The organism is Roseibium album, assembly GCF_001404515.1.
GTDB lineage: Bacteria > Pseudomonadota > Alphaproteobacteria > Rhizobiales > Stappiaceae > Roseibium > Roseibium album.
Genome location: NZ_CXWE01000010.1, coordinates 38,018 through 62,800, shown reverse-complemented (window position 1 = coordinate 62,800; position 24,783 = coordinate 38,018). Strand labels below are relative to the sequence as shown.

Here is a 24,783-nt window from a genome sequence, read left to right as displayed (position 1 = left end):
GATCATCTCCTTCGTTGGGAAACAAGCAGCGTGAGCTCATGCTCCTCGCCCGGATCAAGATGCAGCGTGGTCATGATCCCCTGAAGGTCCGGTGACGCAGCTCCAACTGCCAGCATGCCGGCCCGGACCGGGATTTCGAACTTGCCTCCCTTGGTCGGGACCCGGCGGGTCGGCGCCCCGGTTTCGGACAGGATGACCTCCGTTTCGGGAACCGGGTCCCGATTGCGATCCGAGTCGAGCATGACAACGCCCCTCAAAATTGCGCGTGCCCTGTCCGGCGGCGGGTCGTCCCTGATATCGTCGTCATCGTCGCGGTCACTGTCAGGCACAACAAAGTCTCCCGGATTCCAAAGAATGCCGCCCGCTGACTTGAGATCGTTGACGATCGGCTGATCAATCAGGGACACAATATCGTCCGGACCACCACCGCCAGGTTCGTCGTCGTCATAGGGCGGCACGCCCATCGGCCCCGGATTGCCGTTCGGGTCAAACGGATTGGCGGAGAACCGGCGACGCAGGTACAGGTCCGAGCAATCCGTATCGCAGCAATGATAGGGCAGACAGAAATCGGCGAGCACGACGAAACGGTCGAGCGGATCACGTGTGGCAAAGGCATGCGCCGCCCCCACCGCTGACAACGCTCCGTCGATTGCGGCGTCATTGCCGTTGTCCCGATCGTCATCCAGCTTTCTGATCGGACCGGTCGTGACCCCGTCGATTGGCCGGGCCTGCTCAACAAGCGCATCGATTGAGCAATAGGCAAGCACGAACGTTCCGCCGACGTTGACACCGCAATGATGCTCAAGTCCGGGATGGCGCCGTGCGTAACCTCCGAGCGTCAAATCCGACAGCATACGCTGGAGAGCTGCGGTGATCTCCGAATTGATATTGGCCGCCGCAAAGGCGCTGCTCTGAGCCGCCACGAGCCCTGCGGAGGCAACGACGCGTGCCTGGTTCCGGCGCGCCTCCGGATCCTCGATCGGGGCTGTACGAAACGTCTGTGTGTAGTTCAGATATGCTTGCGAAAACCCTCTGTATAACCGCCCGAATTCATTGACCTGAAATTCGGCCAGACTGTCGACCGACAGCATGTTCATCAGACCGATGCCCTGGGACATGAGGCTGACAGGCGCGTAAGCTGCCTTGACGTCGACCTCGTCTCCACCTTCGGCGACAATCGCTCGCTGCGTCCGATCGAACAGGCTGCCGCCACCTCCCGGATCACCTACCCTGGCAAACAGGTCCCCCGCGGTTCCGTCTTCCTGCTTGCCGGCAACCCGGCCCAGCACCTCGTCAACGCTATAGGGACGGGAAATGATATCAGAGCGGAGCACGTCGGAACGCTGCCTGAGAACTTCCGTTTCCTTCGGATCGAGATCGAGCGCAAAACGAGATGCCGTTGTGACTTCAAGCAGCCCCCCGGCGACGACTCCGTCCGCGAGATCCGGGCCGCTGAAGTCATCGCCGCGCCTCATGACCGACCCTGGCCGGACAGGTTGTCGCCAGAGCCGCTGGAGCAGTAGAACGATGAACGCAAAGATCGCCCTGATGACAACAAGAAAAATCAGGTCGATATCGCTCAGACGACACAGGAAAAGCTGTCGGGCTGCCTGAAGCATCTGGCTGCGCGCGACATCGTCGAGTTTGTTTCCTGTCCCGTCATCCGGGCCAAGCGTCAGCGGCATGAAAACCGGTTCAATGGAAAATGACAGGCCCAGCTGCTGCTTCCAGCCGGCAAGTTGTGCCATCGCGGACCCAAGCGGCTTTCCGACGACCCCTTCGATGCGGATGAAATCCTGGCCGTCCAGGCGGAAATGAAGCGGATGCGCGTCGGTCGGCGCGCTGAACTGGTAGGAATAAACGGTGTTCAAAAGCCGCGTCCGTGTCTTCGTGAAACTCCAGTTGGCGTGGAGGTCCGAGCCGGGCTGAAACGCATAGTAAAACGGGATGGCCCGGTCGCTGAGCGGCGCATCCCAAGTCTTGCTGGGTGTCAGCCGAATGGGTGCCTGTACCCTGGATGTCGTTCGGTAGGTCAACGCCAGGAGGTGCATGCGCTGGAACAGCGACCGGACCTCCTCCAGCCGGGGGCCATGAGTGTGTGCCGGCGACGCGATGAAATGCGTCCGGCGTTCGGCCACGCGCGGTCTCAGTCCGGACCCGGTGCTTGCCTTGAACGGATTCCAGGTAATCACGTCCTGTGGAGTTGGAAAGTCTGTCGTGAACGCATCCGGCTTGTCGGTCGCATCGCCCAGAAAAACGTGACGGGGAAACCGGCCCGAATTCGGCAGGCATTCCTGCTCGAACCTTGCGGCCGCCTGGACGAATTCATTGTAGGCCATGACAACGTCGCGCATGTAGTCGTACATGTACTGCGCCATGAAAACATTCTGGGCAAGCTGCCCCCAGACGTTGGAAAAATAGGTATTTGGAAACACATCCGCGTTTTCGTCGTACATGTCTTCAAGAAGATAGCCGTAGGCGGCATAGGCATCGCGCAAGGCACTCGGCAGGTGCTGGCTCAACTTGAGGGCAATTCCGACGATCCTGAGGATCAGTCCGGCAAAGTTGTCCGTGCCGGTGGCAGCGATCTTGAGTTTTTCCAAACGCAGATGAACGAGCTCGTTCATGGGGTGCGTTGCCCGATCGACCGGCCTGCCTGCGATCTCTTCTTCCCGTACGAGGATCGCGTCTGCCTGATCCCGCGTCAGCAGAAGCCGACGGACGGTGAAACGCCATTCAGCCCCCTTGTCCGAACAGTCGTTGACATCGCAGCTCTTGAGGGATTCAAGCCGCGTTTCGAGAAACAGCATCACTGTCTTGTTCTGAAGGAAAGCAGCCGTCAGCGGTTCGGGTTCATCTTCACCGGGGGCAGGCGCAAAATCGGTATCGACCAGTTCAAACAGAGGGATCTGTTCATCATCAACGAAAAAGAACGGATAGCGTTCTTCGGCAATTTGGTCTTCCGACACTTCCTCGGCGTCCGAGACCGGCAATTCATAGGGGCGGAAACGGTCATAGCTTTCTGCCTCATCCGCGATCAGATAGCCTTCCGATGTCACGGCGACGCCTTTGGAGATATGAACGAGCGGGCCTTCGGCATCGACGTCGAAGCCACAAACCACACCAATACCTGATAGCGCGCGCCGGCTCAGCCGGTCCTGACCCTCGAGGTAGGAGACAAGATCGTTCAAGGCGCGTGCGCCCAGAACCTGACCGGAAACGAAATGTGCAAATGCATGGTCGTTCATAGTGTCTCTCCCTCAGAAAAATCCGAGATTGGTTTCATCGAGCCGGACGATGTTGTCATCGCCGCCATCGTCACAGTCATGCAGCGTGGCGGGCGGATAGATGGTGCGCAGATTGTCGAGAATCTCGATCAGTTCCGCAGCGGCGCCGGCAAGCAGCGCATCGTCACGCGGCCACGTGGCCAATGCCTCGCGCCAGGCCCGATGCGCCGCGTCGAGCGCTGCCATATCGGCGTTGTCCACCCAGCAGATACGCGGGTGAATATGAGCAGGGCATTCCTCGCGAATGACCCGTTCGGCGAAGCGCCGGAAATGCAGGTTTCTGAACCGTTCCGGCCAATAGGGCAGGACAATGGAAACCCTGAAGGAATAAGGGTCTTCCTCACCGCAGAATTGGCAATCCTCGCTGAGACAGACGGACATCAGGGCATCGCCCGGCGCACGCGGCCGCAACAGAATATGCTCGATCAGATGCATGCCTTCGCTTTCGCAAAAGTCCTGCTGCAAAAGCGCATTGTAGTGAAACAGCAAACGCCGGGCGGCGTCCGAAGCCTCATGAGGTTCGGTGAACGTCCCTTGCCGCGTCAGCACTGTCCCGCCACCCTCGAGACGCAATACCACGGCGCCCTCGCCCGCACTGTCGTCGATCACATATGTGTCTTCATCCGCCATCAGGAATTCAAGCGGCCGCGCCGCATTCAGTGCAGCGCCGGCGGTGGCGAAGGTCTCCTCGGAGGAAAACAGCGTTTCATCATCGTCCGTCACGATTGCAACTCGAAAACTCCCGCCGTCCTCCCGAGTTGCAAAGAAGACATCGAATACCTGGCCGCAATGAAGGTCGCGCCGATCCAGGTCGGAGATGCCCAGAAGGCGTCCTGCGCGGCGTTCCAGACCGGATATGTTGCCGCTGTTCCAAATCTCCGCCGGGGCTTCAGGCAACTGGTTGAAACCCTCGCCGCGCTCGCGGCTGACAAGCGGATATTCAGCCAGAAAATCACATCTTTCGTCGAGCAATTCCCGAGCGGTCATCAGCCGGTCGCCAGACAACTGGAATGAAATCAGCGCATAGTCGGCGAAACGCTCGGCAAATCGGGCGATCAGATGGTTCAATGCCCGGGCCCTGCGGTCCAGAAACGCCTCTTCCGTCTCGTTCAGCCGGACCCTGAACATGTCACTCGTTGTCATCTGCCCCGGATTGACGAAAAACTCGCTCGGGAAGTCCTCGCGAAGTCCCGGAAAATGGCCAAGGTGCGGTGGAAACCAGGTCCGTTCGAGGGACTTGTCGGGCGACAGGATGCGGCGCGCGGCCGCGAGCTGACCAAGGTAGTCGGCAAGAACCTGATCGAAAAACGTGAGGTAACCCTTCAACTGCCTCGACTGTGCGACCCGCTCTTTCGTTGCATCGGGCGGAAGTCCGAAGCGATCCGTGCCGAAATTCCTCGGCAACTCGTTTTGCAGGGTCGGGATCTGGTCGAGGTTCCGCCAGCGGCCTCTGACCGGCGGAAGGACCTGATCGGGTGGCACGTAAAGTTCTGCCTTTGACAACGCGCGAAGGTGCTCGAGCGTGCGTTCAAGCTCGGTGGGCTGTGCACGGTAAGGCAACTCGTTTTTGTAAAGGGTCAGTTTGGTACCGGAGAAAAACAGGACCGGCTGATGTCCCGGCGGAACCTCCAGTGTCCAATGCTCCGTGTCGCCAAGCGGCACACCCTGCAGATCGTAAGCCCTCAGCGTAAGGTCCCTGACGGCAACGATGCCGTCCAGGTCGATGATAATGTTGATCAGATCTGAGACGTGAACTTTTCGGCGCAACTCGCAAGCGGCCAGATCGTCATCGGATATGAACCCAGGCTTGGTGAAGACGGGGCGGTCTTCAACTTCAAAATCAAAGTTGACATAAGGTCCGTTGAAAATCTCGTCTGCGGGAACACCCTCGGCCAAAAGTGCATCCAGTGTCCGGAAAACCGGCGGCGGGTTCAGGTAGAGTTCGACAGCGTGCAGAATTCGCGCCTCGACTTCTTCAAGATCGGCGGCGGGTGTCACATCGACATCAGCGCACAGTCCCACGCGATAGGGCGCGACACTGTCGATGGACAGATAGTCTTCACACAAGGGACGGTGGGCATGGAGCACCCGCCTGACGGCGGTCAGGGCGCGGCGGCGTGCTTCACGTTTGCGCAAAAAGAGGCCTGCCGGACCGGCGGGACCTGTTTCTTCCAATGCATCCTGCAGATCGGCAGCGGTGACGACCACGGGATCACCAGCGGGCCTGGGCCGGTCCTCGAGAACCGTGATTTCCAGCCCGGCAAGCGAGGCAATCGGGTTTCCACCCTGCTCAACTTCGATGTTCGCACTGAACTCGATGCCGTTGCCGACTTCCGTGACATTACTGACATTCACTGCATCAGGATCGAACGGGTCGGGAAGACCTTCTTGTTCGAAGGGCAAATTTGTATCACCAGGCAGATTTAGCGTGAGGACCACGCCCTTGAGCGGTCCCGCTCTCAGGGTTACTTCCAGGGCCGCCTCGTTCAGAGAGCCAAGCGCATCATCAACCGGAAGTTCCACCAGAACCCGGTAGAGACCACTTACATTGACGGGGTGATTGTCGTGACCCTCCACGTTGAGCGGATCGTGCGACAAGGCATCTGCCAGGCAGTCGGCAAAAACAGGCGTTTCGGAAAGGCGAAAATTGTCGGGCTCTTCCGGATCGGTCATCGGGTCTAGCCAGACATTGCGGATACCTTCGATCCGGATCAGAAGACGACGATGATCGTTGACGGTAACGGGTGACGTGGTCAGGATTTCGTGCGCAGGGAAAAGTCCCGTTTCCGAAGCAGGCCCGATCAGGCCGTCCGGACGTGTCAGCAGGTCTTCAACCGGAAAAGCCGTGCGATATCCAAGATCGGTTATCGCATATGCCATCGCTTCGAGCATCGCGATGCCGGGGTCGGATGAGTTGTGATTGCTCCAGATTTCGCCGCACAAGGCGGTAATGCGTTCGACGCCCAACCGGCGCAGAGCCTCGTAGTCCTGTGCGCCGGCCGGCTTGTTTCCCTGCAAAATGAAGAGATCGTCTGCCATCACACCAGTCCGATCTTATGTGTCCGCGCCGAGACAAGAACCGAACGCGCCGTCGAGGACTGGATGATTTCAAGATCGACCTGAAGGATCGGTCCCTCCAGGTCCGGCCTGTGAAAAAGTTTCACGTCTTCAAGGTAATCGACGAACGGCAATTCCTCGACGAAGTCGATCACAGTCGACTTGTAGACCTTGCCGCCGAATTCGACGCCGCGCGATCCTTTCTCCTTCCAGGGCGTAAGGTGACCGATCAATGCGTTTTCGATCTCCTTGCGATAAAAGTCGGTGTCCGCGATGCCCGCCCGGAACGCGACATTCATGGTCACGTGGATTTCCTCAAATTTCGGATTGGCGGTTTCCAGTCTCACGAACGGAGAACAGCGGTGCGAGAGATGTGCCTGCAAGTCGCGCAACGTCGCCCGATCTGAATAGGGTCGCAAAGGATCCCTGAGATCGGCACCAAACGTGTAGGGAACAGCGACAAAGGTAACGGCGCCGGGTGCAATCTCGTTGTCGCCAACAACCTTGCCGGACTGACGCTTCAGTTCCGTATGATTGAGACACTTTGCCCGATAGACATGCGGAAGCGCTTCGAGGGCAAGATGTTCATGGTCCCACATGGTAACGGCCCTATCCTTGTGCCGAAGTCTCTCTGATACCCTGCGACGGAATTCTTCCGACGTTTCCTGTCCACGACCTCCAAAACCGGCAAAGGGCTGCTCGAATCCCTTGACCGCCGGATCCGGACGCAAGAGCTTGCCGATTGTTCCGGGCGGCAGCCGGTTCTCAAGAAATGCAGGATCGTTGCGCTGATCGACAAAGGTTGCCTGAAGTGCCTGGGCAGCAACCAGATGAAGGTGATTGACCGCCTCATCGTTTGCAGGTGCCGATATTCTGAACCAGTGCAGTTCGGACGGCATGTGGGGTGCCGACGTCGATGCTTCCTGCGGCACGGCAAACGACAAGAGTCCGGACCCTGCCAGATTTCCGGTCCGGTCTATGACGTCCTGAGCCTTGAATGCCTTCCAGCCACCATCGCTCAGCCAGGCGTAGTCGAGTTCAGGCAATTCAAGCAACGGATCGCCCGTGCCGTCGGCAACCTGCATCAACAAAGACAGAGTTTCGGGCGGATCGAGAGCCATGACACCGATAAACAGGGCTCCTTCGAAGGGCAGGTCCGGCAGGATTCGACCCTGCCCGTTGGCCGGTTCAATGCCGAACGGATGCAGCCGCCAAACTTCTTGAGCGGTGACCTGTTTTGCCTTGTAATCCAGGGCGATTTCCGCAATTTCCGGAGTGTATGGCGGATCCGGCAATCCAGATGACAGCGTGAGGGCTTCGAAACCCGGTGCAACACTTGGATGGATCTGAACCTCGGGAGACTTAACATTGCCAGCGCTCATGATGACCGGCTGGGTTCCACCGCCACCGGCAAGATTGATCAGCGCGAGCGTCTTGGCATCAAGATAGCGGTCATGTCCGAAATCGCGGTTCAGCGTCAATCGCATGAAACCCGAGCGCTGTTTCGCGTCGAATTGCTGATCTTCAGGCAACAGTTCTGCGTCCGCGGCAGCCGTACCCGGCTCTATTGCCGCGATAGTCCGCATGCCCGTGCCGCCCAGATCCAGGGACGCCGTCTTCGTATCGCCGCTCCGCCACATGCCGCCGGAAAGATAGTCAAAGCCGACCTGATATGAGCCGGCGTCCAGATTGTCGAAGAACTGCCCCTTCACATAGGTCTCCGCCCATTTCACCTTGACCGTCAGCGTATCCAGGGAACGGCAGAACACTTCGCTTGAGCCAATTATCCAGTGCGCGTCCTTGCGGGGCTGCACGCCAAACGGCGTGAAAACTGCAGACGGGTCTGCGGTACCGTCATCCGTCCGGATGCTCATCTGCCGTAGTCCGGAGGCTTCGGTCTGGATCTTCACGCTCTTGCGATCGGCATCTCTCAAGAGCGCCATCGTTCCGGAGGCCGCAGTTTCGTTTCCGTCCCAGTCAAGCAGGATCTCGGCCACCGGAAGTCCGGCCGGGTAGAGACCTTCATGCACGTCAGGATCGTGTGGGACAATCGGGGGATGATCGCCGCCAAGTGTCAGCGTGAAGACCAGCAATTCCTTTGAAATCTTGACCTTGAGTTCGGACGGAGCAGATAGTTCCAGCCAACCGTCTTCGCTTGTCAGCCGTGTCTTGAACCCTTTCAGCGACGAAACCGGAGCGGACACCGATGTCTTGAAGCTGATGGTAGCGATCCGACTTCCTTCGCGCATGAAAAGCTGGCGATCGGCGACGGCGAACCCGATGCGGGCAAACGGGGCGTTCGCCGGACCGAAGGGGGTAAAGTGTGGCGATGTTTCCGGGAGTTCGGACCCCAGCCCGTCTGCTGACGCGGTGACGGGAGACCCGCGGGCGGTTACATATTGCTTGCCACCGGATGTCTTTGTCTCGATGTTTACTGATTTCAAATCCGCGACCTGGCCGCGATTGGCAACAAAATCCTCGTCAAGTTCGTAGACGACGTCTGTTCCCTGGTCGTCCTTCCCTGCCCTGACGGCAGTGCCGGCGGGCAGGAAATGCGCTTCGGTTCCCCGTGCCAGCTTGACCAGCAGATGCACGTGATCCGCGTCCGGAGCCTTGCGCGCAAGACGCAGGACGTCCTGATAGTAGAAGTCCATGTGCCGGCCGGTAATGTCATTCAGTTCCCGCCTTGCGCGGTCATATATCGACAGGAACGCAAGCCAAAGTCCGTAGTGCGGCGTATGGCCGGCAAAGTCTTGCAGGCTTTGCTTGAGCTGGGCTTCCGCTTCCTTCCTGGCACGGGCCAGCGCCTGGAAAATACGCTCCATGGTGGAGACGAGCAGATTGTAGTTCAACGCATCGTAAATCTGCGCGTATACGTCCGAACCGTCCTGATAGGGAGAGGGATCCGGAGATTGCGCGTCATAGAAATCGCTCCAACCGGTGGGTGCGAAGCCGCTCACGACATGAACAGGCAGCGATGTGACTTCAAAGGCCTCGCCGTTGAAGATGATGTCGCGAACCTCGTCGGCGATACGTGGTCCGGGCCCTGGGCTGTCGGAGGTGTTGAGATTGCTCTTGCTGAGCGCACTCGCAAGGACAACGCCCTCGTCGACCCCCCCCTGGTGATACCGGGCAAGTTCAGCCAGACGGGGTGCCGCGCTTTGCACCAGAAGTCTCGTGATGCTGCGGCGGAAGGGATGCTCGGCCTCAAGTGGGGACAAGCGAAGCGTCAACTCCTGTACAAGCGCGATCGCAAGATGAAATACCAGTGCAAAATGCGCACGCAGTTGCGCCTCCGGCCGCGCCGGATCGCTTTCAAGAAAGCCCTGTGCGTCGCTGAGCGCACGCCGGAAGGGCTCAACCGGCAACCGCGCGACAGACGCCAGCACAGCAGAGATGTCGCTGTCGAAGAAGGCTGCCCAATCACCTGCCGCAGCACCGTCTTTCCGATAAAACCTGATCTGCCGCGCAAATCGCCTTCCGAACTGGATCAGATCCGCAACATCCCGTTCATCGAGCTGGAAATGATCTGCCCGCCGTTCGGCGATGTCGCGGTCCGGCTGCGCCGTTCCGGTTCTTGACAAGGGGCCACGGCGATCGCAGGTGCTCATGATACGGCCTCCAGCTCATAAGGCAGCACCAGACTGAACCGCGACTTCGCTCCCCGGATCTCGTATTCCAGGGAAATCTCCAGAATGCCTTCCGGCTGCCGGGCCTCCACGGCGACGCGTTTTGCCTCGACACGCGGTTCATGCAGCAGGATAGCGCGCCGGATCACCGTTTCGATCATCGTCAGGCGCGTGGAATTCATCGGCCCGAAAACCTCTTCCTTGATCCTGCACCCGAAATCCGGCCTCATGAGCCGTTCACCAAGTGTCGTTGTCAGGATAATTCTGAGGCTTTCGCGAATGTTCTGAATGCCCTGGGTCATCTCAACCGCACCATTTTCGAATGTCGGCGGAAACCCCCAACCCGTACCGATGAAGCGGTCCTCGACGGCCATTTCTCACCCTCCGATCCGGACTGTTGGAAGCCCCATGGCAATCATTCCGCCATGTGCTGTCGGATCTCCCTGACGGGCGGCCGGACGGCCTCCGATCCTGACCGTCATTGATCCCTTGATGATTGTGTCAGGCGGGCCAACGCATGTTGCGATGTCTCCCTGAACCGCTGCAGGCAAGCCGCCGATCCTAACCAACGGCACGCCCGGACCACCGATCGGCCCGCCAACATGCGGGACCGGCACGACAGCCGGGGTCTGCATCGGGCAGGTATGGAAGTCGCTGATCCGGGCAGCCGGTGGCATGTCGATCCTCCCGTGTTCCTAGTTGATGTCGACTGTCGCGCCGCGCACGACGGTCGACCCCGAACTTTTCAGATTGGCCGAGGTGTTCCCCTTCACCTCCATGCCAATTTTCGCGGCGGCGTTGACGTTCATGCCATCGATCCGGACATCGCCCCTGGCATCCAGAGTGATGTCGGAATTGCTGGAAAGCGTGATGCCGCTGTCGTCGAATTCCATCTTGTTGCCGGCCCTGTCGGATATGACGATCGTGCCATCGTCGTCGGAGAGCGCGATCGTCCGGTCTCCCTCCGTTTCGATCACCAGCGAAGGTCCGCTATCGTCGAAGACGATGCGGGTGCCGGCACGCGACACCAGGCCTTTGAGATCATTACCGTCCGCACCTGGCAGCGGTGAAGCGGCGGCAGAACTGTGCAGACCGCCTATCAGCACAGGATCGCGCGGGTCGCTGTCCAAAAATCCGAGCAGGCATTCGCTACCGGGATCCGGCAGCATGACCAGGCCCCGTTCCGCACCGCCGCCTACACTCATCGGTCGTGCCCAGATGGGTTCGGATGTCTCGGTTTCCGTCGCAAGCCGGACAGCGACACGGTCTTCGCCTGCAGGATCATCGTGAACTTCGTCGACAATGCCGATCTGCAACCCCGATATCGACGGGATCAGACCAGCAGCAGGTGGTGCACAGATGTCGTGCCGTTCATCGTGGAAGGCAGGATCGAGGCCAATCTGGACGAAGCAGCGCCAATCGCCACGCGAAATCGAATGACGCAATCCGGAAACAAACGCCGGTCCATCGAAGCGCGGACCCAATCCCTTCAGGTCGACCGTGTCGCCGACGTTGAGACTTGAAGAACCCTGCACCTCCACCATCCCGGTGACCGCCGACAAGCGTCGGCGCTGCATCGCCGCGCGAGCCCAGTCGTCGAGTTCTGCCTGGTCGCGCGCACCCGCCTGCCTTGGTTTCGGCTTCACGCCGGAGGCTTCCGCCAGAGCAGACCCATCGAGATTGCCGGGCCCCGCGACATCGCCTGCCGCACTTTCCGCCGTTTCGATCGAAGCGTCTGCCGGGCTCCACGCGCCGACTGAAATCTCGGCCGCCTGAGCTTCCGCGTTCAATTCCAGATCGAGACTGAAGAGCGTGCGGCCATATTCGAGCGTCACCGACGGCTCGGCGTTGGAATCGGGAGCAAACAACCGAAGCCCGTCAGGTCCGCCGAGCAACAGTTGCCCGATCCGTTCCCCGCGCAACACCGAAAAGTCCCAATCGCTAGCCTGGTGCTGCACAAGCTGTGGTCGCGCTGTTTCCGAGCTGCCGTCAAAGCCGATGCCATAACCGGCTGCCAGATCAGACAGGGCGTCTGCATCCGTCACATCGGTCCAGACCCTGGAATGCCGTGCGTGGTGCATACGGAACGCGGCATGTTTGACTTCAACATGCAACCGTGATGATCCATTGAGCGGAGCCTCGACGCGCAATCGTGTCGCAAGCCCTTTGAAAACCAGATTTTCCTCGCGGTTGTAGCCAAGGTCGATCTCGATTTCAGCGCCAGGTGCGAATTCATCGGATGCTGCCACATCAAAGCTCTGTTTTGCCGGATCTCCATCCTGGAAGATGAGGTGCGCATACGGGATGCAGCCGCAGACTTGCGAGACTTCAAGCGACAGCAACGCGAACGTGCCAGGTATTTCCGAACCGTTCGAACGGATCGTGACCGTGGTCAGGGCAGCGCTGCGGGTGGGTTCGAGCGGCATCCGTTACCTCACCGGCGGCAGGATCAAGTCCGATCCCGAGTCGAGATTGCGGACCGTGTCGAGGCCATTCACTTCCGCGACGGCGATGTAAAGACCCGGATCGCGGTAGACCCCGTAAGTCAGGTTCACAAGCGTGTCGCCATCGTGAATCAAATGACCATGCATGATGTCCGGACTGGCGAGGTTTTTCTCCTTTTCCTGAACTTCAGGATCCTTGTGCTCCTTGAATGTTGCGCTCAGGACGGCACGCAGTGGATTGCCCTGAGGGTCAAACAGCTTGAAATTGACAGAATAAGTTTCCAGCGCGCAGGTGACGGACAAGCGCCCCCAGGCAAGATGCAGGAACCGTTGCCTGTGGACTTCACCGGAAAACCCGACGGTTTCCCGAAAGGCATCGAGACGTTCGATCAGGGTTTCGGAAGACCCGAGGTCCCCGCCATGCCGGCCGTTCGCGTTCAGTACACCTGAACCTTCCAGAGGAAGGTCGAATGTGAATGTCCGGGGCTTGATACCCTTGATCTTCGCCTCATTGCCATCAGCGCCCTGAGGCGTTTCATCGGCGTTCATTTCCAGTTCGACGGCGTCTGTATATTCGGCAGGATTGATCTGCGCCTCGAATGTCGGTCCGGCAGGCAGGCTGTCAGCGAACGCCTTGGACGATTCGTAGGGAACAATCATCAGTTTCACCAAAGTACCATCAGCCGGAGGCATATCAGCGTTCCTCGCGACGTCTGATGACGGAGATGGCTTCCGAAACCGCTGCGGATATCACACGTTCCCGTTCCGTGGCCTTTTCGGTCGCAGACATCTCATTGTCTGGCTTTGACCCGGGGCTTCCCTCGATCCGTCCCCGAAATTCGATCAGATTGATCTGTACTGCCATGTCAAACCTCCCGGAAATAGGCGTAGGCAAGTTCAAGTGTTTCAACCGCGATCTCGCTTGTCTCCGCATTGAAATCGGATACCGACCATTTTTTCGGCCAGGCGTTCACTACCGAAAACGTGCGCAGTGGCTCCAGTTTCGGATCGAGGAGGACGACGCTCATCGTGATCGGACGGATAACGAGGTTCTGAATGGCATCTCTGATCCATTGCGTGACCGCGCTTTCGCCAATCAGTCCGCGTTTCAGAACGAGATCGGGATAGCTTGCACGCACGGGCACCTTGTGGACGAAGCGGTTCTCACCACCCTCTGTCACGGTCTCCTGCTCAAGCTCCATGGACAGGCCCGACACCTCCCGGAAGCGGACATCCAGATCGCCGGCTCCGGGCAAATCAAATTCCACCCGGAAGTTGTGAATGAGCGGCAGGTTGTAAGGGTGGGTCAGCGCCATGATCCGAACCTCACGGTGTCGAGATAGCTATGGAATCGCCCTTGAATTCCATCGACTCGATCGCGATCTCGTTTCCGTCCGCCTTGAGATCGGTCGAGGCAATCTTGGTGACGAACGCATTGGAAATCACCCAGACGAAAACCGGTTCGCGCATCTCGTCGAGCAACGATATCTGAACATCGCGCCGGTTTGACGGATCCAGGATCGTCTGGAACCAGTCGTAGATCTCGTTGTCGCCCCGCACCATGCCGCGCTTGCAGGTCACCGTTCCGTATTTCTTCATGCCGGGTATCTGCACCTTTGACGGTTCCGGATAGGCACCTTCCCGGTATTCGATGACCTCTGTCTCGATGTCCAGTCCGGAAACTTCAGTGAAGCCGATGCGGGTGAACCCCTCCATTTCGACCTCGAAATTGTATTTTGCGATCGGATAGTTGACCATTTTTCAGATCCTTTCGGATGCGACGGCTCAGGCCGCCTGCGCCTTTTGCGTAAACTGGAGGATGATCTTTTCCGCCGGACCCGGCAGCGCAACACGCACGAGTACGCGCATGATGCCGTCGACGATGTCCTGCTGGCTCATGGTCGTTCCGAGGCCGATAGATACCTCAAACGCGTCGGCAGCGGTCGGTCCTGCAAGGGTTCCCGCGCGCCATTCGTTGAGCAGGAAACCTTCAATCATGCGCTTTACGCGGACCCAGGTCTTGGACACATTGGGTTCGAAAACAAAAGCCTCGAGCGCATCCCCGATGCTTTCTTCAAGATAAATTGCCGCCCGGCGCCTGTTGACGAATTTCCAGTCGCCGCTGTTCCCGGCGAGCGTGCGAGCTCCCCAGACCACGGTGCCCCGGCCAGTAAAGAAACGGATCGCATTTACCGATTTACCCGAGGTTGGATCGACGTTCAAAAGTCCCTGTTCTTCGTCGGTGATCGCGAGTGCCGGGCCGATCGTGTTCATGACACCGACATTTGCCGGTGCCACCTGAACGCCACGCTGGCGGTCAACACGCGCATAGATCCCCGCCATGGCCGGAGAAGGCGGCATGATCAGCGTGGTGCCGGTCAGGAGATTGAGCACCGCTTCGACAACCGGCTTTTCACCGGGCTGAGAATTGGCCGGCGTCACCAGATCGACGACTCCTTGAAAGAAATCGTCCGAAAGAGGCAGGTCCGCACCACCGTTGGTGAACAGATCCGCGGTGCCTGTCTGGTTTCCCTCCGCATCGAACGTGATCAACTGTGAAGCAGCGTCGATATCAACCGTTCCGGCCTGGTAAAGAACCGGCATATTCGTGTTGAGATATGGAATATACGCAGCGCCATATTTCAGCACGTCCTCCGACACGGCCGTCACCCTGTCCCGGAACTCCGTGGTAACGTCCTGTCCGAGTGTCGAGGGGATGCCCGAATTGTCGACGATTCCACCAGGGCGGGCGTCAATGACATCCGCGATCGTGAAACGGTCCTGCATGCGGTTGCAGGATTGCATGGAGGCGGTCGCCAGCGTCCCGTAGTTTGCGGCGTCGGCACCGATCGTATTGACGATGACGTTGAGTGTTATTTCATCGGTACTTTCCAACGCGGTTATGGCGTCTTCAAAATTTGCCTGAGCATTTGCGGTGGTATCGATCGGGCGTATGTGGCAAGGGCCGCCGCCATTGTCGAAGTAGAGCTGCAATGCGTGATAAAAAAGCCGCTGCCCGGTGGGAATGCGTTCGGGGGCAACCTGGTAGCTGACATCAACCCCCAGGAGCGCTCCGTTCTGGTCGATGCGCTTGTCGGCGCGTATGTTGAAGCTGCTCGCGGCCGGGATGCCGAACAAGGCCTCAAACTCCGGCAATGAGCTGATGCGCCAGGTGCTGCCAATCAGGGTCGTTCCGTCCGGTGCGTTGGTGTTTCTCACCGGACCGATAAAGGCGGGTATCGCCGTTGCCACACCCGCAATCGTTGGCGTGTTGAACGGAAGTTCCTGTATCGCCACGCCGGGCGTCGATAGCATCAGGTTGGTCATGGCGATGTTCCTCTCGGGGGCTTACTCCAGGGTCAGGACCCATTGACGAAGTGGATTTGGATTGGAGCGCTTTGGCCAGATGCCAGAAGCGTGAGCGAAGAAACCTGGTTCATCTTCAAGCCATTCGCGTTGCAGCAGGGGTCCCAGGCGAACAAATCCGACTGACGGAATAAGGTTTTGCATTGCTGTGTCAGTGCGCTTGACCTGGCAGAACAAACGCTCTTCACATTCTTCCCTGCGGGGTTTTGCCATTTCTGCCGCCAGACCGATTTCATTGTCACGCCCCGTCCCTTGCTCGAAAGGATGCGGTGAATTGAGCCCCGCCTGGTGTGGGTACGACGTCCTGACGCTGCTCCCACCAGAGATCGAGGATCAATTCAACGCCGCTGCTGCTGATTTCATCGTCTGCATAGACAAGCTGGTCGAGGACACCTGCCACCGGCGTCGTCAGGCGCACCGCTGGATGTTCCAGGGAATTCAGGTCTGCGTTCAGCCGCAGAACCGGGCCGGCTGGAGCGGTGAACTCCTGTTCGACAAGAAGGCTGTTGTCGAAACGGTTCCTTGCCTGCAGACGGTCAGGAACACCGGCAGTCAGATCCAGGGTGACAGGAAAACTCTTCGCTGCTCCAACCCGGACAAGATCCGCCTGCTCGACCGTTGCCGCGCTGCTCAGCGCTCCGGAGGTTTGCACCGTCCCTGTAGCGTCCAGATTGTGCAGGAGGATCTGCCGGGCGGCAGGCTGCAGGTCCGGATGATAGCGTGCATGAAACTGCGGATCTGTCAGGCGGAGACCGAAACTCAGACGTGTTCGCCCGGTTATCGGTCCGATAAGCGGATCCGCTTCGTCCGGATTGCGGCGGCTGTAAATTGAAAACCCCGCGACTCCGGGCCGGAAGATCAAGGCGTGGTCGGACAGAACCCTGCGCGTGTGACCTGTCAGGCGCACGTCAAAGGCATCAACCGGCTGCCCGCCGTCATCTTCGAAGCTGACCCGCACAAAGCGGCGATATTGGCGAATGAAACTCATATCCCGCTCATGTCCAGTTCGATCGTGTCGATTTCCCGCAAGGTTTCGTCCGCAACATCGCGGCGGATTTCGACCAATCGGACTTTGTAAATCACGCAGGGAAACATCGTCCCGCCCATGATCGACCAGAGATTGTTGAGCGCCTCGAAGCTCATGTTGTGATGATCGAAGGCGAGCTGGACCGCGCGTTCGGGAAACGGATTGTCGGTCCTGTCGTCCGCCGTCGTGAATATTCGCCGGTCCTGAAACAGCGCGATTGTCTCTGAAAGATTGAACAGGCTGGTGCCGTAATTCGGGAAATCGAAGGCAAACAAAAGATACAGGTTCATGAAAACCGAAGGCTGACGCTGAACCGGAAGTCCATCGACCACAAACATGTTCGGTGTATTGCGGAGCGCGGCCTCTTCCTCGACATTGATCAGGGTGATCGTCAGTCCCTCGGAGCCTTCTTCGGTGAGCACTCTTGCACTTTCAAGTTGTGCCTCCGCATCGCTCACGGCAAGATGATCGCGCACCTCCCGGCGGACAAATTCGAGTGCCTCACTTATCATGGTCGAGCACCACTTCTTTTTTCCAAAAAATCAAGAAGGCCTTTGAAAACACAAAGGTATCCCTCGCCATAAATTGGCGATCAGAAATGTATTAGAATAGAAAATCGTCAGTCTGGAATAGTAGGTACAAGAATTACTTTACGTCAACAGTAGCACTGAATGTTCTAGAAGATTTATTACAATGCTCGCTTTACTTGCAAATTGGGTTGCGGGATCCGCTGCGTGTCAAGCTTTTCTGTATAGGCGCATTTTTGTCAATATGGCCTGCCACCGGAAGTCCTGCATACGGGCCATTGGCAATCTGAGTTGTAACGCAATTCCGGCAGCCAATTGCCCCTTTGCGATCGAAACAGGGCCCTTCACAGGGACAAAGCCCCAAGCCTGCCCGAGATTTGCCGGATGGCATCCTTGAAGGCGCCGACGACCGTGCTGTCGGCGACGCCCGTTCTGGTCAGCAAGCCGACAGGACGCGCAACAGCCGGTTCGAGGAGCTGCCTGAAAACCAGTGTCCGGCCTTGAGCAGACAGCATGGCCGAACGTGGCAGCAAAGCGACGCCGATACCCTCGTTGACAAGCTCCATCGCCGTCGTTGAACGTCCGACTTCATAGGTCCACTGCGCCGTCAACCGGCTTTTCGCCATCGCCTCGTCGATCAACAGCCGGTTGCCGGTTCCCCTTGCCGGCAGGATCAATGGCTCTGCCTTGAGATCTGACCATGTCAGCTGATCCTGCCCGGCCAACGGGTGACCGTCTGGCAGGACAAGCACGATGAGATCGTCAAAGAGCGGTTCGAAATGAGTGTTGGGTTCCAAAGATCCGATGGAGCAGATACCGAAATCCGCTTCACCCTGCGACACGGCCCCAGCCACCTCATTCGCCGCATGGTCAAGCAGGCGCACGCGTACCGACATGCCACTTTCCTGAAGCAGGCGAAGGGTGGGCGACAACAGGTAGGTCACCACCGTGGGTATCAATGCGATGGTGACGAGGGCGCTGCGCTGGTGCTCGTAGGCAACGCTTTCGTCGCGCATGACAAGCGTGGTTTCGCGCGCACTTTCCAGCATGACTTCGGCCCGGGCCTGCAACCTCTTGGCCGCCAGAGTTGGTCTGACCGCCCGCGTCGTGCGTTCAAACAGCGTTGACCCGAGCACGCCCTCCAATTTCTGCACCCTGCGCGTGATTGCCGATTGCGACAGGTTCAACCGCTCCGCCGCAATGTGAAACGAGCCCGTTTCAATGACTGCAAGAAAGGCCTCCAGGTCGTTGAAATCATAATTAATGCGCATTGCGCATTAATTTCAAGAAAACCGACAATAGTCAAAATAATAAATCAGCTGGTATGACCGCTCCGAGAGGACAAGCACCATGACCAGCGAATATGATATTGCCGTCATAGGCGGTGGCAATGCCGCCCTGTGCGCAGCAATGACAGCGGCGGAAAGAGGCGCGAAGGTCGTCGTGCTGGAAACCGCCCCGAAAACCTACCGGGGTGGCAATTCGCGCCATACCAGAAATTTCAGGTGCATGCACTCAACACCGCTGGGGCCACTTGTCGAGGCCTACGGCGAGGACGAGTATTTCGAGGATCTTCTGAAGGTCACTGGCGGAAAGACGGATGAAAGACTGGCGCGGATTGCCATTCGCACTTCCGAAGAATGCCTGCCGTGGATGGAAGCCCACGGTGTCCGTTTCCAGCCCTCCCTGTCCGGCACCCTCTCGCTGGCGCGTACCAACGCGTTCTTCATGGGCGGTGGAAAATCGCTGGTGAATGCCTACTACCGCACGGCCGGCAAACTGGGTGTTGACGTTCTTTACGAAGCCAATGTCACGCATCTGCAACTCGAGGGCGACCGGATCAGCCGGGTTGACTACACCCACGAGGGTCAGCACCGTAGCTTTGCACCACGAGCAGTCATTGTCGCCTCCGGCGGGTTCCAGGCGAATACCGACTGGCTCACCCGGGCCTGGGGTCCTCCGGCACAGAATTTCCTGATCCGCGGCACGCCTTACAATCGGGGTGTCGTGTTGGCGGATCTCCTCGATCAGGGTGTCCGGTCCGTTGGCGATCCGACCCAGTGCCACGCGGTCGCGATCGATGGCCGCGCACCGAAATTCGACGGGGGTATCGTCACCCGGCTCGACTGCGTGCCATTTTCCATTGTTGTCAACAAGAATGCAGAGCGGTTCCACGACGAGGGTGAGGATGTCTGGCCCAAGCGATACGCGATCTGGGGACGCCTTATCGCCAATCAGCTGGATCAGATCGGCTACGTTGTCATCGACGCCAAGTCCCTCGACCTGTTCATGCCGTCGGTCTTTCCACCGGTCAAGGCGGATACGCTTGAAGAGCTTGCCGACAAGATGGGACTGCCGCCGGAAAAACTGCTTGAAACCGTAACCGCTTTCAACGCGGCCTGCGGCGACACATCGACATTTCACCCGACCGAACTGGACGGCGTTACCACGTCCGGCCTGACCCCGCCCAAGTCCAACTGGGCACGGCCCATAACCGAGGCGCCCTTTTACGGCTACAGCCTCAGGACAGGCGTGACCTTCACTTATCTTGGACTGAAGGTCGACGAAAAAGCCCGCTGCAGCACGGAAAACGGTCCGATCCGAAACCTTTGGGCCGCAGGCGAAACCATGGCCGGGTCGATCCTCGGTCAGGGATATCTCGCCGGTTTCGGAATGACCATAGGCACCGTCTTCGGACGCATCGCAGGTCAGGAGGCCGCCAATCATGCAAACTGATCTTCTGCGGGAAGCCCGCCGCCAGGCCGAGATATGCAACGCCTGCCGCTATTGCGAAGGTTATTGTTCCGTCTTCCCGGCGCTACACCAGGAGCGCTTCTTTTCAGAGGCCAATCTCACCCAGCTGGCCAATCTCTGCCACAATTGCCGGGGCTGCTACTATGCCTGCCAGTACACTGCACCCCACGAGTTCGATCTGAACCTGCCGAAAGCGCTTGCTGAAGTGCGCCAGGACAGCTGGGAAAGCTTCGCATGGCCGGCTCCGCTGGCGCGCCGCTTTCAAAAGAGCGGCGTGATGATTGCGCTGGCGACCGTGCTTGGATTTGGCGTTCTGTTCCTTGCGTTCCGGATGCTCGGGTCAGCGGGCGGCTCCGGTTTTTATGCCGTATTGTCGCACTCAGCGATGGTGGCGATCTTTCTGCCCGCCTTTCTGTTTCCACTCATGAGCATTGCCGTCAGCCTCCGGCGGTACTGGACGGCAACAGAGGGCGGCAGGATCACACACGACCAGATTGTCGATGCCTTCGCTTCCGCCGCAAAGATGAAGAACCTTGCCGGTGGACACGGCGATGGCTGCAATTTCGAGGATGAAGACCGGTTCAGCCAGGCCCGCCGGTTTGCGCATCAGGCAGTCATGTACGGCTTTCTACTCTGCTTTGCCTCGACCACGGCGGGCACGATCCTTCATTATGGCTTCGATATGCCTGCGCCCTATCCATTCTGGTCGCTGCCGAAACTGCTCGGCATCCCCGGTGGTCTTCTGATGGTGATCGGTACGATCTGGCTGGCGTCGTTGAAACTGAAGGCTGACCAGTCTCTTGGCGCACCTTCTGCATGGGGCGGCGAGATGGGCTTCATCCTGCTGCTCTTTCTGGTCGCACTGTCCGGCCTGGGGCTCTATGCGCTCGGCGGCACCACCGCGATGCCCGCCCTCCTGGCAATCCATCTCGGCTCCGTCCTCAGCTTCTTCCTGCTGACGCCCTATACCAAGATGGTGCATGGGTTCTACCGCCTCGCCGCGCTGATCAGGGACGAACAGCGAAAGTCGGCGGGGTAAACACGCTGCGGGTTGTCTATCCGGTGGAATCAGTCACCGTGAACTGGCCCATCATTCCGCGATCTTCATGTTCGAGGATGTGGCAATGATACATGTAGGGATGCTGTTCGGTTGCCTGATGATCAAAGCGAACAACGATTTCCGACCAGTCGTCATCATCCAGCACGACGGTGTCTTTCCAACCCTGCTGGTCAGGCGTCGCGGCATCACCTTCCATCTGTTCGACAAGGAATGAACACCCATGCACGTGAAACGGATGCGCGCCCTGATTTGAGCGAATGCGCCATCGCTCCCAGACGCCGCGCCTGACCTGCTCGTTGATGACATTCATGTCCATCGCCGAGCCGTTGATGGTCATGTCCATCGCGGCATGACCGGAATGGGCACCGTGACCTTCATCCCCGTCCATATCGAGTACGAAGTCCCGGGTGTTGATTATCTCGGTTTTGCGGGGCGGCTGATGGTTGCCAGCCTGCCGGGTACAGGAGCGGTGTGCGCAAACAGGGTTCTGCCGTTTACCGGAAAGCAGGTGTTTCCAGCCGAAACGAGCTGACCGCCTGGTTTTTTGAGGATATGCTGGAGCCGCTGCCGACAGGCGACAGTTAGCAAGGTGCGACCGTGGAAATGACATCGATCAGAATTCTGGACGGCGGCATGGGTCAGGAACTCGTCCGCCGCAGCGGCTTGAAACCCACCGGCCTCTGGTCCACCCAGATCATGATGGAACGGCCGGATCTGGTGCGGGACATTCACGATGCTTTCTTCGCAGCCGGATCACATGTCGCGACGACCAACACCTATGCCATTCACCGCGATCGATTGCACCCTGCCGGAATCGAGGATCGCTTCGACGAACTGCACCATTTGGCTTGCGAAATGGCCTGCCGTTCCCGCGACAACCACGGAACGGGACTGGTTGTTGGATCCGTAGGCCCTCTTGGCTGGTCCTACAGTCATGACGGCGCGCCGCCTGAAGATCAATCTGCGGAGCTGTACGGCGAAGTATGCCGGATCCAGTCAGACTATGTGGACGTCTACTTGATCGAGACAATCGCATCGATCGAACAGGCCAGGGCATCGCTCAGGGGTGCACTTGGAAACGGCAAGCCGGTCTGGCTGGCGCTGACTGTCGACGATACTGACGGGACACGTCTGCGGTCCGGCGAAAGTCTTGCCGCTGCACTGGATGAAATCGCGGCGAACCCGCCGCAGGCCATCCTTTTGAATTGCTCTGTACCCGAAGCCATAACGATGGGGCTTGAGAGCATTGGCAATGCAGGCGTTCCATTCGGCGCCTATGCCAACGGTTTTACCGGTATCAGTCCAGATTTTCAGAAGAAGGGCAGCGCTGTGACGAAACTGACCTCGCGCATCGATCTGACGCCATCAGCCTATGCTGACCATGTGGACCAGTGGATCGATACCGGCGCCACCATTGTCGGCGGGTGCTGCGAAGTCGGTCCGGACCACATCAAGGAACTTTCACGGCGATTCGGCTGACCGGGGACTCGCATCACAACCAACAGACCGGGAAGCACACGGAGAACGAAGCCAACACAGAACTGCAGTCAAGGCCGGAATATCATTTCCCGATCAAAGGTCCGGTGCTGAAAAATTCCGGCCGGTCACATAGTTGTAACCATCGACAACGAGCTGGAAAACAATATCCGCCTCGTCCGCAGTCCTAGGTGTATAGAGCAGGACAAAACCTTCCCAGCCCGGCCGTGTGTTTGCCCAGGGGTGCATGGTTGCCCAGCCGGCCTTAACCGCTTCGCGTGCGCGCTTCGGGGACAGTGAAGCATGAAGACTTCCATCCGGGTGCAGATGCGCAAATTCCCGGCCCCCGACGATCGCTTCCGGATGCGCCAGGTCGAGGGTTTCACTCAGCCAGAACCCCCTGGCTCCCGGTAGCGAAATGACCGTGGCACGAATCTTCACTTCCGGGAGGGTCGCAACGCGTGTCAAAAGACGCTCCGAAATCCGGGGGGAATTCCTGGCGCCGATCTGGATATGCGGAACGCCTGTCGTCGTGCGAGGTGTCGGACCGTCCCTATTTGGAAGTCGGGTATCGCGGGCATTGGCAGACACCAGCGCCAACCCGGCGATCACAAGCGCCAAGACGGCAAGACGTCCCGACTTTGTCCATGCTTTCATTGTCGACAGACCCGGATCTGTTATTCGCTCTCGCGGAATTTGGTGTGACACTCCTTGCACGCACCACCAATCGCTCCGATGTTGGCCCGGACACCTTCAAGACCGGTGCCTGCGGCTTCGCTCATGGCGATGGCTGCCGTTGCCAGGGTTTTGCTGATCTCGGCACTTTCCGGGTATGTGGTCCAGGCCTCGACCTTCGCGCGGGTTTTTCCTGGCAATGCCGTACTGTCAGATCCTTGCGGCCATACCGCGCCATTGTTCATGGTTGCCAGGATCCTGATGTTTTCCGCGGCGATCTCGGCGGCCTCGGCGTTGTATTCGATCTCGCCCTTGGCCATCGCGCCCAACTGTCCCAAATTCCACGCATATAGCGTCATGACCGCTTTGCGTGCCTTGATCGCATTGTCGAAATGTCCATCGGCAACGGATGTGCTCATGCCGGCGACGGCGACAAATCCCAGCGCGCAGACCAACTTGAATCCGTATTTCATCGGTCACTCCTTTGCTGTGCAAAATTGAACACCATCTACATCTCATGATTAGATAGACGGGTAAATTCTCAAATTTGACACGAAAGGATGTGCACTGATGCACAGGATACGATGGGATGACCTTCAATATGTCCATGCCGTTGCAGACCAGGGGTCACTGTCGGCCGCATCACGCGTGCTCGGTGTGAACCACGCCACAGTCCTGAGAAGGATCGCTCTGCTGGAAGCCGCCAGCGAGGTCAAATTGTTCGACCGGAGAAATGACGGATATCGGCTGCGTCCGGAAGGGCGGGCACTCCTGGCTTCGCTCAAGCTGATGGATCATGCTTCCGCCCGGATCAGGAGAAGTCTGACATCAACATCCAAGGGCATAGAAGGAACCTTTCGCCTTGCCACCACCGACGCGATCGCCTGTTTGCTGTTACCGGGCTACCTGGCTGCTCTCAGAGAGGTTCATCCCAACATCAACATCGAAATCGCCGTATCAAATGATCCGATCGACCTGTCGCTCTCCGGTGCGGAGATCCTGATAAGACCCGGAACCGAATTGCCACCGGAACTCAGCGGGGCGAAAGCCGGATCCGTGGAATTCCGTGCCTTTGGAGCTTCGGGATACCTGGAGAGAAACCGGGATCTGACCATCAGCGAACACAAATGGCTGGGTGTCGCCCCGGACTTCGCGAAATCCACTGTCGGAGAATGGCAACTTTCCAGCGTCGGGACCCGGTTCGAATTCTCCGCAGACAGCTTTCTGATGCTTGCTGCCCTCGCGGCACAGGGGCTTGGCCTTGCCTTGCTGCCTGCCTTCGTCGGACAGAAAACCGATCAGCTCGTGCCGTTTGGAACCATCGGAGGCGAACCGGAAACCGGCATCTGGGTGGCGACGCACAAGGACTTCAGGCAACAGCGAAACATAGAAGCACTTCTGGGATTTTTCACCAGCGCTCTGGCGGCGGACACGAAGCAGTTGAATGTGATCACCTAGGCCCGTTGCCCATGTCCGCTTCC

The 24,783-nt window shown here is 58.6% G+C and carries 22 protein-coding genes; 5 read left to right on the top strand and 17 right to left on the bottom strand.

What is annotated here, in order from left to right; genetic code table 11:
- Positions 1 to 2 precede the first annotated feature (2 nt).
- From LA5095_RS27495 to LA5095_RS27430, 14 genes are all read right to left on the bottom strand, one after another.
- A complete protein-coding gene (locus LA5095_RS27495) occupies positions 3 to 3,248 on the bottom strand; it encodes a hypothetical protein (protein WP_055120954.1) in 3,246 nt (1,081 codons plus the stop codon).
- A gap of 12 nt (positions 3,249 to 3,260) precedes the next feature.
- On the bottom strand, positions 3,261 to 6,326 hold the full coding sequence (locus tag LA5095_RS27490) for a baseplate wedge protein (RefSeq protein ID WP_055120952.1): 3,066 nt from the start codon (positions 6,324 to 6,326) through the stop codon (positions 3,261 to 3,263).
- Positions 6,326 to 9,955, bottom strand: coding sequence for a baseplate J/gp47 family protein (locus LA5095_RS27485; RefSeq protein WP_055120950.1), 3,630 nt, complete (start codon positions 9,953 to 9,955; stop codon positions 6,326 to 6,328). The genes LA5095_RS27490 and LA5095_RS27485 overlap by 1 nt, the downstream gene beginning before the upstream one ends.
- Positions 9,952 to 10,347 (bottom strand): GPW/gp25 family protein, encoded by a 396-nt coding sequence (locus LA5095_RS27480; RefSeq protein ID WP_055120948.1) that lies wholly within the window; start codon positions 10,345 to 10,347, stop codon positions 9,952 to 9,954. Before LA5095_RS27480 ends, LA5095_RS27485 begins: the two co-directional genes overlap by 4 nt.
- A 3-nt stretch (positions 10,348 to 10,350) precedes the next feature.
- On the bottom strand, positions 10,351 to 10,650 hold the full coding sequence (locus tag LA5095_RS27475; RefSeq protein ID WP_055120946.1) for a PAAR domain-containing protein: 300 nt from the start codon (positions 10,648 to 10,650) through the stop codon (positions 10,351 to 10,353).
- Between the two features lie 18 nt (positions 10,651 to 10,668).
- A complete protein-coding gene (locus tag LA5095_RS27470; RefSeq protein ID WP_055120944.1) occupies positions 10,669 to 12,399 on the bottom strand; it encodes a phage baseplate assembly protein V in 1,731 nt (576 codons plus the stop codon).
- 3 nt (positions 12,400 to 12,402) lie between these two features.
- Entirely contained in the window at positions 12,403 to 13,110 is a 708-nt protein-coding gene (locus LA5095_RS27465; protein WP_055120942.1) for a CIS tube protein, read from the bottom strand.
- A 1-nt stretch (position 13,111) separates the two neighbouring features.
- Positions 13,112 to 13,282 carry a hypothetical protein gene (locus LA5095_RS32835; RefSeq protein WP_158510447.1) on the bottom strand — a complete coding sequence of 57 codons (171 nt, stop codon included), beginning with the start codon at positions 13,280 to 13,282 and terminating at the stop codon, positions 13,112 to 13,114.
- A gap of 1 nt (position 13,283) precedes the next feature.
- Positions 13,284 to 13,733 carry a phage tail protein gene (locus tag LA5095_RS27460; protein ID WP_029064964.1) on the bottom strand — a complete coding sequence of 150 codons (450 nt, stop codon included), beginning with the start codon at positions 13,731 to 13,733 and terminating at the stop codon, positions 13,284 to 13,286.
- A 10-nt stretch (positions 13,734 to 13,743) separates the two neighbouring features.
- Positions 13,744 to 14,175, bottom strand: coding sequence for a phage tail protein (locus LA5095_RS27455; RefSeq protein WP_029064965.1), 432 nt, complete (start codon positions 14,173 to 14,175; stop codon positions 13,744 to 13,746).
- Positions 14,176 to 14,202: 27 nt separating this feature from the next.
- The gene (locus tag LA5095_RS27450) at positions 14,203 to 15,744 is read right to left on the bottom strand and encodes a phage tail sheath family protein (RefSeq protein ID WP_055120940.1); all 1,542 of its coding nucleotides are present in this window, start codon (positions 15,742 to 15,744) and stop codon (positions 14,203 to 14,205) included.
- A gap of 277 nt (positions 15,745 to 16,021) precedes the next feature.
- Positions 16,022 to 16,771 (bottom strand): hypothetical protein, encoded by a 750-nt coding sequence (locus LA5095_RS27440; protein ID WP_055120936.1) that lies wholly within the window; start codon positions 16,769 to 16,771, stop codon positions 16,022 to 16,024.
- Positions 16,768 to 17,322 carry a Pvc16 family protein gene (locus tag LA5095_RS27435; protein ID WP_029064967.1) on the bottom strand — a complete coding sequence of 185 codons (555 nt, stop codon included), beginning with the start codon at positions 17,320 to 17,322 and terminating at the stop codon, positions 16,768 to 16,770. Before LA5095_RS27435 ends, LA5095_RS27440 begins: the two co-directional genes overlap by 4 nt.
- A gap of 359 nt (positions 17,323 to 17,681) precedes the next feature.
- Complete coding sequence (locus LA5095_RS27430; protein ID WP_055120934.1) at positions 17,682 to 18,608, bottom strand: LysR family transcriptional regulator; 927 nt, start codon at positions 18,606 to 18,608, stop codon at positions 17,682 to 17,684.
- A gap of 79 nt (positions 18,609 to 18,687) precedes the next feature.
- Here LA5095_RS27430 and tcuA point away from each other — a divergent pair, with 79 nt between their 5' ends.
- Both tcuA and tcuB read left to right on the top strand, forming a co-directional pair.
- A complete protein-coding gene (gene tcuA / locus LA5095_RS27425; RefSeq protein WP_055120932.1) occupies positions 18,688 to 20,073 on the top strand; it encodes an FAD-dependent tricarballylate dehydrogenase TcuA in 1,386 nt (461 codons plus the stop codon).
- Positions 20,063 to 21,130, top strand: coding sequence for a tricarballylate utilization 4Fe-4S protein TcuB (gene tcuB / locus LA5095_RS27420; RefSeq protein WP_055120930.1), 1,068 nt, complete (start codon positions 20,063 to 20,065; stop codon positions 21,128 to 21,130). The genes tcuA and tcuB overlap by 11 nt, the downstream gene beginning before the upstream one ends.
- A gap of 16 nt (positions 21,131 to 21,146) precedes the next feature.
- Here the strand turns inward: tcuB and LA5095_RS32525 are convergent, their stop codons facing one another.
- Positions 21,147 to 21,539: a multicopper oxidase domain-containing protein gene (locus LA5095_RS32525; RefSeq protein ID WP_055404479.1), complete on the bottom strand. Its 393-nt coding sequence runs from the start codon at positions 21,537 to 21,539 to the stop codon at positions 21,147 to 21,149.
- Between LA5095_RS32525 and LA5095_RS32830 the strand changes: the two genes are divergently transcribed.
- Both LA5095_RS32830 and LA5095_RS27405 read left to right on the top strand, forming a co-directional pair.
- On the top strand, positions 21,519 to 21,683 hold the full coding sequence (locus LA5095_RS32830; RefSeq protein ID WP_158510446.1) for a hypothetical protein: 165 nt from the start codon (positions 21,519 to 21,521) through the stop codon (positions 21,681 to 21,683). The genes LA5095_RS32525 and LA5095_RS32830 overlap by 21 nt on opposite strands.
- A 71-nt stretch (positions 21,684 to 21,754) precedes the next feature.
- A complete protein-coding gene (locus tag LA5095_RS27405; protein WP_055121113.1) occupies positions 21,755 to 22,630 on the top strand; it encodes a homocysteine S-methyltransferase family protein in 876 nt (291 codons plus the stop codon).
- A gap of 93 nt (positions 22,631 to 22,723) precedes the next feature.
- Here LA5095_RS27405 and LA5095_RS27400 read toward each other — a convergent pair whose 3' ends face one another.
- Together LA5095_RS27400 and LA5095_RS27395 are read right to left on the bottom strand one after the other, a co-directional pair.
- The gene (locus LA5095_RS27400; protein ID WP_055120925.1) at positions 22,724 to 23,284 is read right to left on the bottom strand and encodes a luciferase domain-containing protein; all 561 of its coding nucleotides are present in this window, start codon (positions 23,282 to 23,284) and stop codon (positions 22,724 to 22,726) included.
- 20 nt (positions 23,285 to 23,304) lie between these two features.
- A complete protein-coding gene (locus LA5095_RS27395; RefSeq protein ID WP_055120923.1) occupies positions 23,305 to 23,775 on the bottom strand; it encodes a c-type cytochrome in 471 nt (156 codons plus the stop codon).
- A 97-nt stretch (positions 23,776 to 23,872) separates the two neighbouring features.
- On the opposite strand from LA5095_RS27395, the gene LA5095_RS27390 reads away from it, so the two are divergent.
- Positions 23,873 to 24,760, top strand: a complete 888-nt coding sequence (locus tag LA5095_RS27390) for a LysR family transcriptional regulator (protein ID WP_055120921.1) — start codon at positions 23,873 to 23,875, stop codon at positions 24,758 to 24,760.
- Positions 24,761 to 24,783: the final 23 nt, after the last annotated feature.

What these genes read in the sequence shown, in the direction of transcription:
- LA5095_RS27490 (WP_055120952.1), bottom strand. Translation starts at nt 6,326, where the DNA reads ATGGCAGACGATCTCTTCATTTTGCAGGGAAACAAGCCGGCCGGCGCA.
- LA5095_RS27430 (WP_055120934.1), bottom strand. Translation starts at nt 18,608, where the DNA reads ATGCGCATTAATTATGATTTCAACGACCTGGAGGCCTTTCTTGCAGTC.
- tcuB (WP_055120930.1), top strand. Translation starts at nt 20,063, where the DNA reads ATGCAAACTGATCTTCTGCGGGAAGCCCGCCGCCAGGCCGAGATATGC.
- LA5095_RS27405 (WP_055121113.1), top strand. Translation starts at nt 21,755, where the DNA reads ATGACATCGATCAGAATTCTGGACGGCGGCATGGGTCAGGAACTCGTC.
- LA5095_RS27485 (WP_055120950.1), bottom strand. Translation starts at nt 9,955, where the DNA reads ATGAGCACCTGCGATCGCCGTGGCCCCTTGTCAAGAACCGGAACGGCG.
- LA5095_RS27450 (WP_055120940.1), bottom strand. Translation starts at nt 15,744, where the DNA reads ATGACCAACCTGATGCTATCGACGCCCGGCGTGGCGATACAGGAACTT.
- LA5095_RS27460 (WP_029064964.1), bottom strand. Translation starts at nt 13,733, where the DNA reads ATGGCGCTGACCCACCCTTACAACCTGCCGCTCATTCACAACTTCCGG.
- tcuA (WP_055120932.1), top strand. Translation starts at nt 18,688, where the DNA reads ATGACCAGCGAATATGATATTGCCGTCATAGGCGGTGGCAATGCCGCC.
- LA5095_RS27495 (WP_055120954.1), bottom strand. Translation starts at nt 3,248, where the DNA reads ATGAACGACCATGCATTTGCACATTTCGTTTCCGGTCAGGTTCTGGGC.
- LA5095_RS27400 (WP_055120925.1), bottom strand. Translation starts at nt 23,284, where the DNA reads ATGAAAGCATGGACAAAGTCGGGACGTCTTGCCGTCTTGGCGCTTGTG.
- LA5095_RS27480 (WP_055120948.1), bottom strand. Translation starts at nt 10,347, where the DNA reads ATGGCCGTCGAGGACCGCTTCATCGGTACGGGTTGGGGGTTTCCGCCG.
- LA5095_RS27435 (WP_029064967.1), bottom strand. Translation starts at nt 17,322, where the DNA reads ATGATAAGTGAGGCACTCGAATTTGTCCGCCGGGAGGTGCGCGATCAT.
- LA5095_RS32525 (WP_055404479.1), bottom strand. Translation starts at nt 21,539, where the DNA reads ATGGACGGGGATGAAGGTCACGGTGCCCATTCCGGTCATGCCGCGATG.
- LA5095_RS27475 (WP_055120946.1), bottom strand. Translation starts at nt 10,650, where the DNA reads ATGCCACCGGCTGCCCGGATCAGCGACTTCCATACCTGCCCGATGCAG.
- LA5095_RS32835 (WP_158510447.1), bottom strand. Translation starts at nt 13,282, where the DNA reads ATGGCAGTACAGATCAATCTGATCGAATTTCGGGGACGGATCGAGGGA.
- LA5095_RS27395 (WP_055120923.1), bottom strand. Translation starts at nt 23,775, where the DNA reads ATGAAATACGGATTCAAGTTGGTCTGCGCGCTGGGATTTGTCGCCGTC.
- LA5095_RS27440 (WP_055120936.1), bottom strand. Translation starts at nt 16,771, where the DNA reads ATGAGTTTCATTCGCCAATATCGCCGCTTTGTGCGGGTCAGCTTCGAA.
- LA5095_RS27390 (WP_055120921.1), top strand. Translation starts at nt 23,873, where the DNA reads ATGCACAGGATACGATGGGATGACCTTCAATATGTCCATGCCGTTGCA.
- LA5095_RS27470 (WP_055120944.1), bottom strand. Translation starts at nt 12,399, where the DNA reads ATGCCGCTCGAACCCACCCGCAGCGCTGCCCTGACCACGGTCACGATC.
- LA5095_RS27455 (WP_029064965.1), bottom strand. Translation starts at nt 14,175, where the DNA reads ATGGTCAACTATCCGATCGCAAAATACAATTTCGAGGTCGAAATGGAG.
- LA5095_RS27465 (WP_055120942.1), bottom strand. Translation starts at nt 13,110, where the DNA reads ATGCCTCCGGCTGATGGTACTTTGGTGAAACTGATGATTGTTCCCTAC.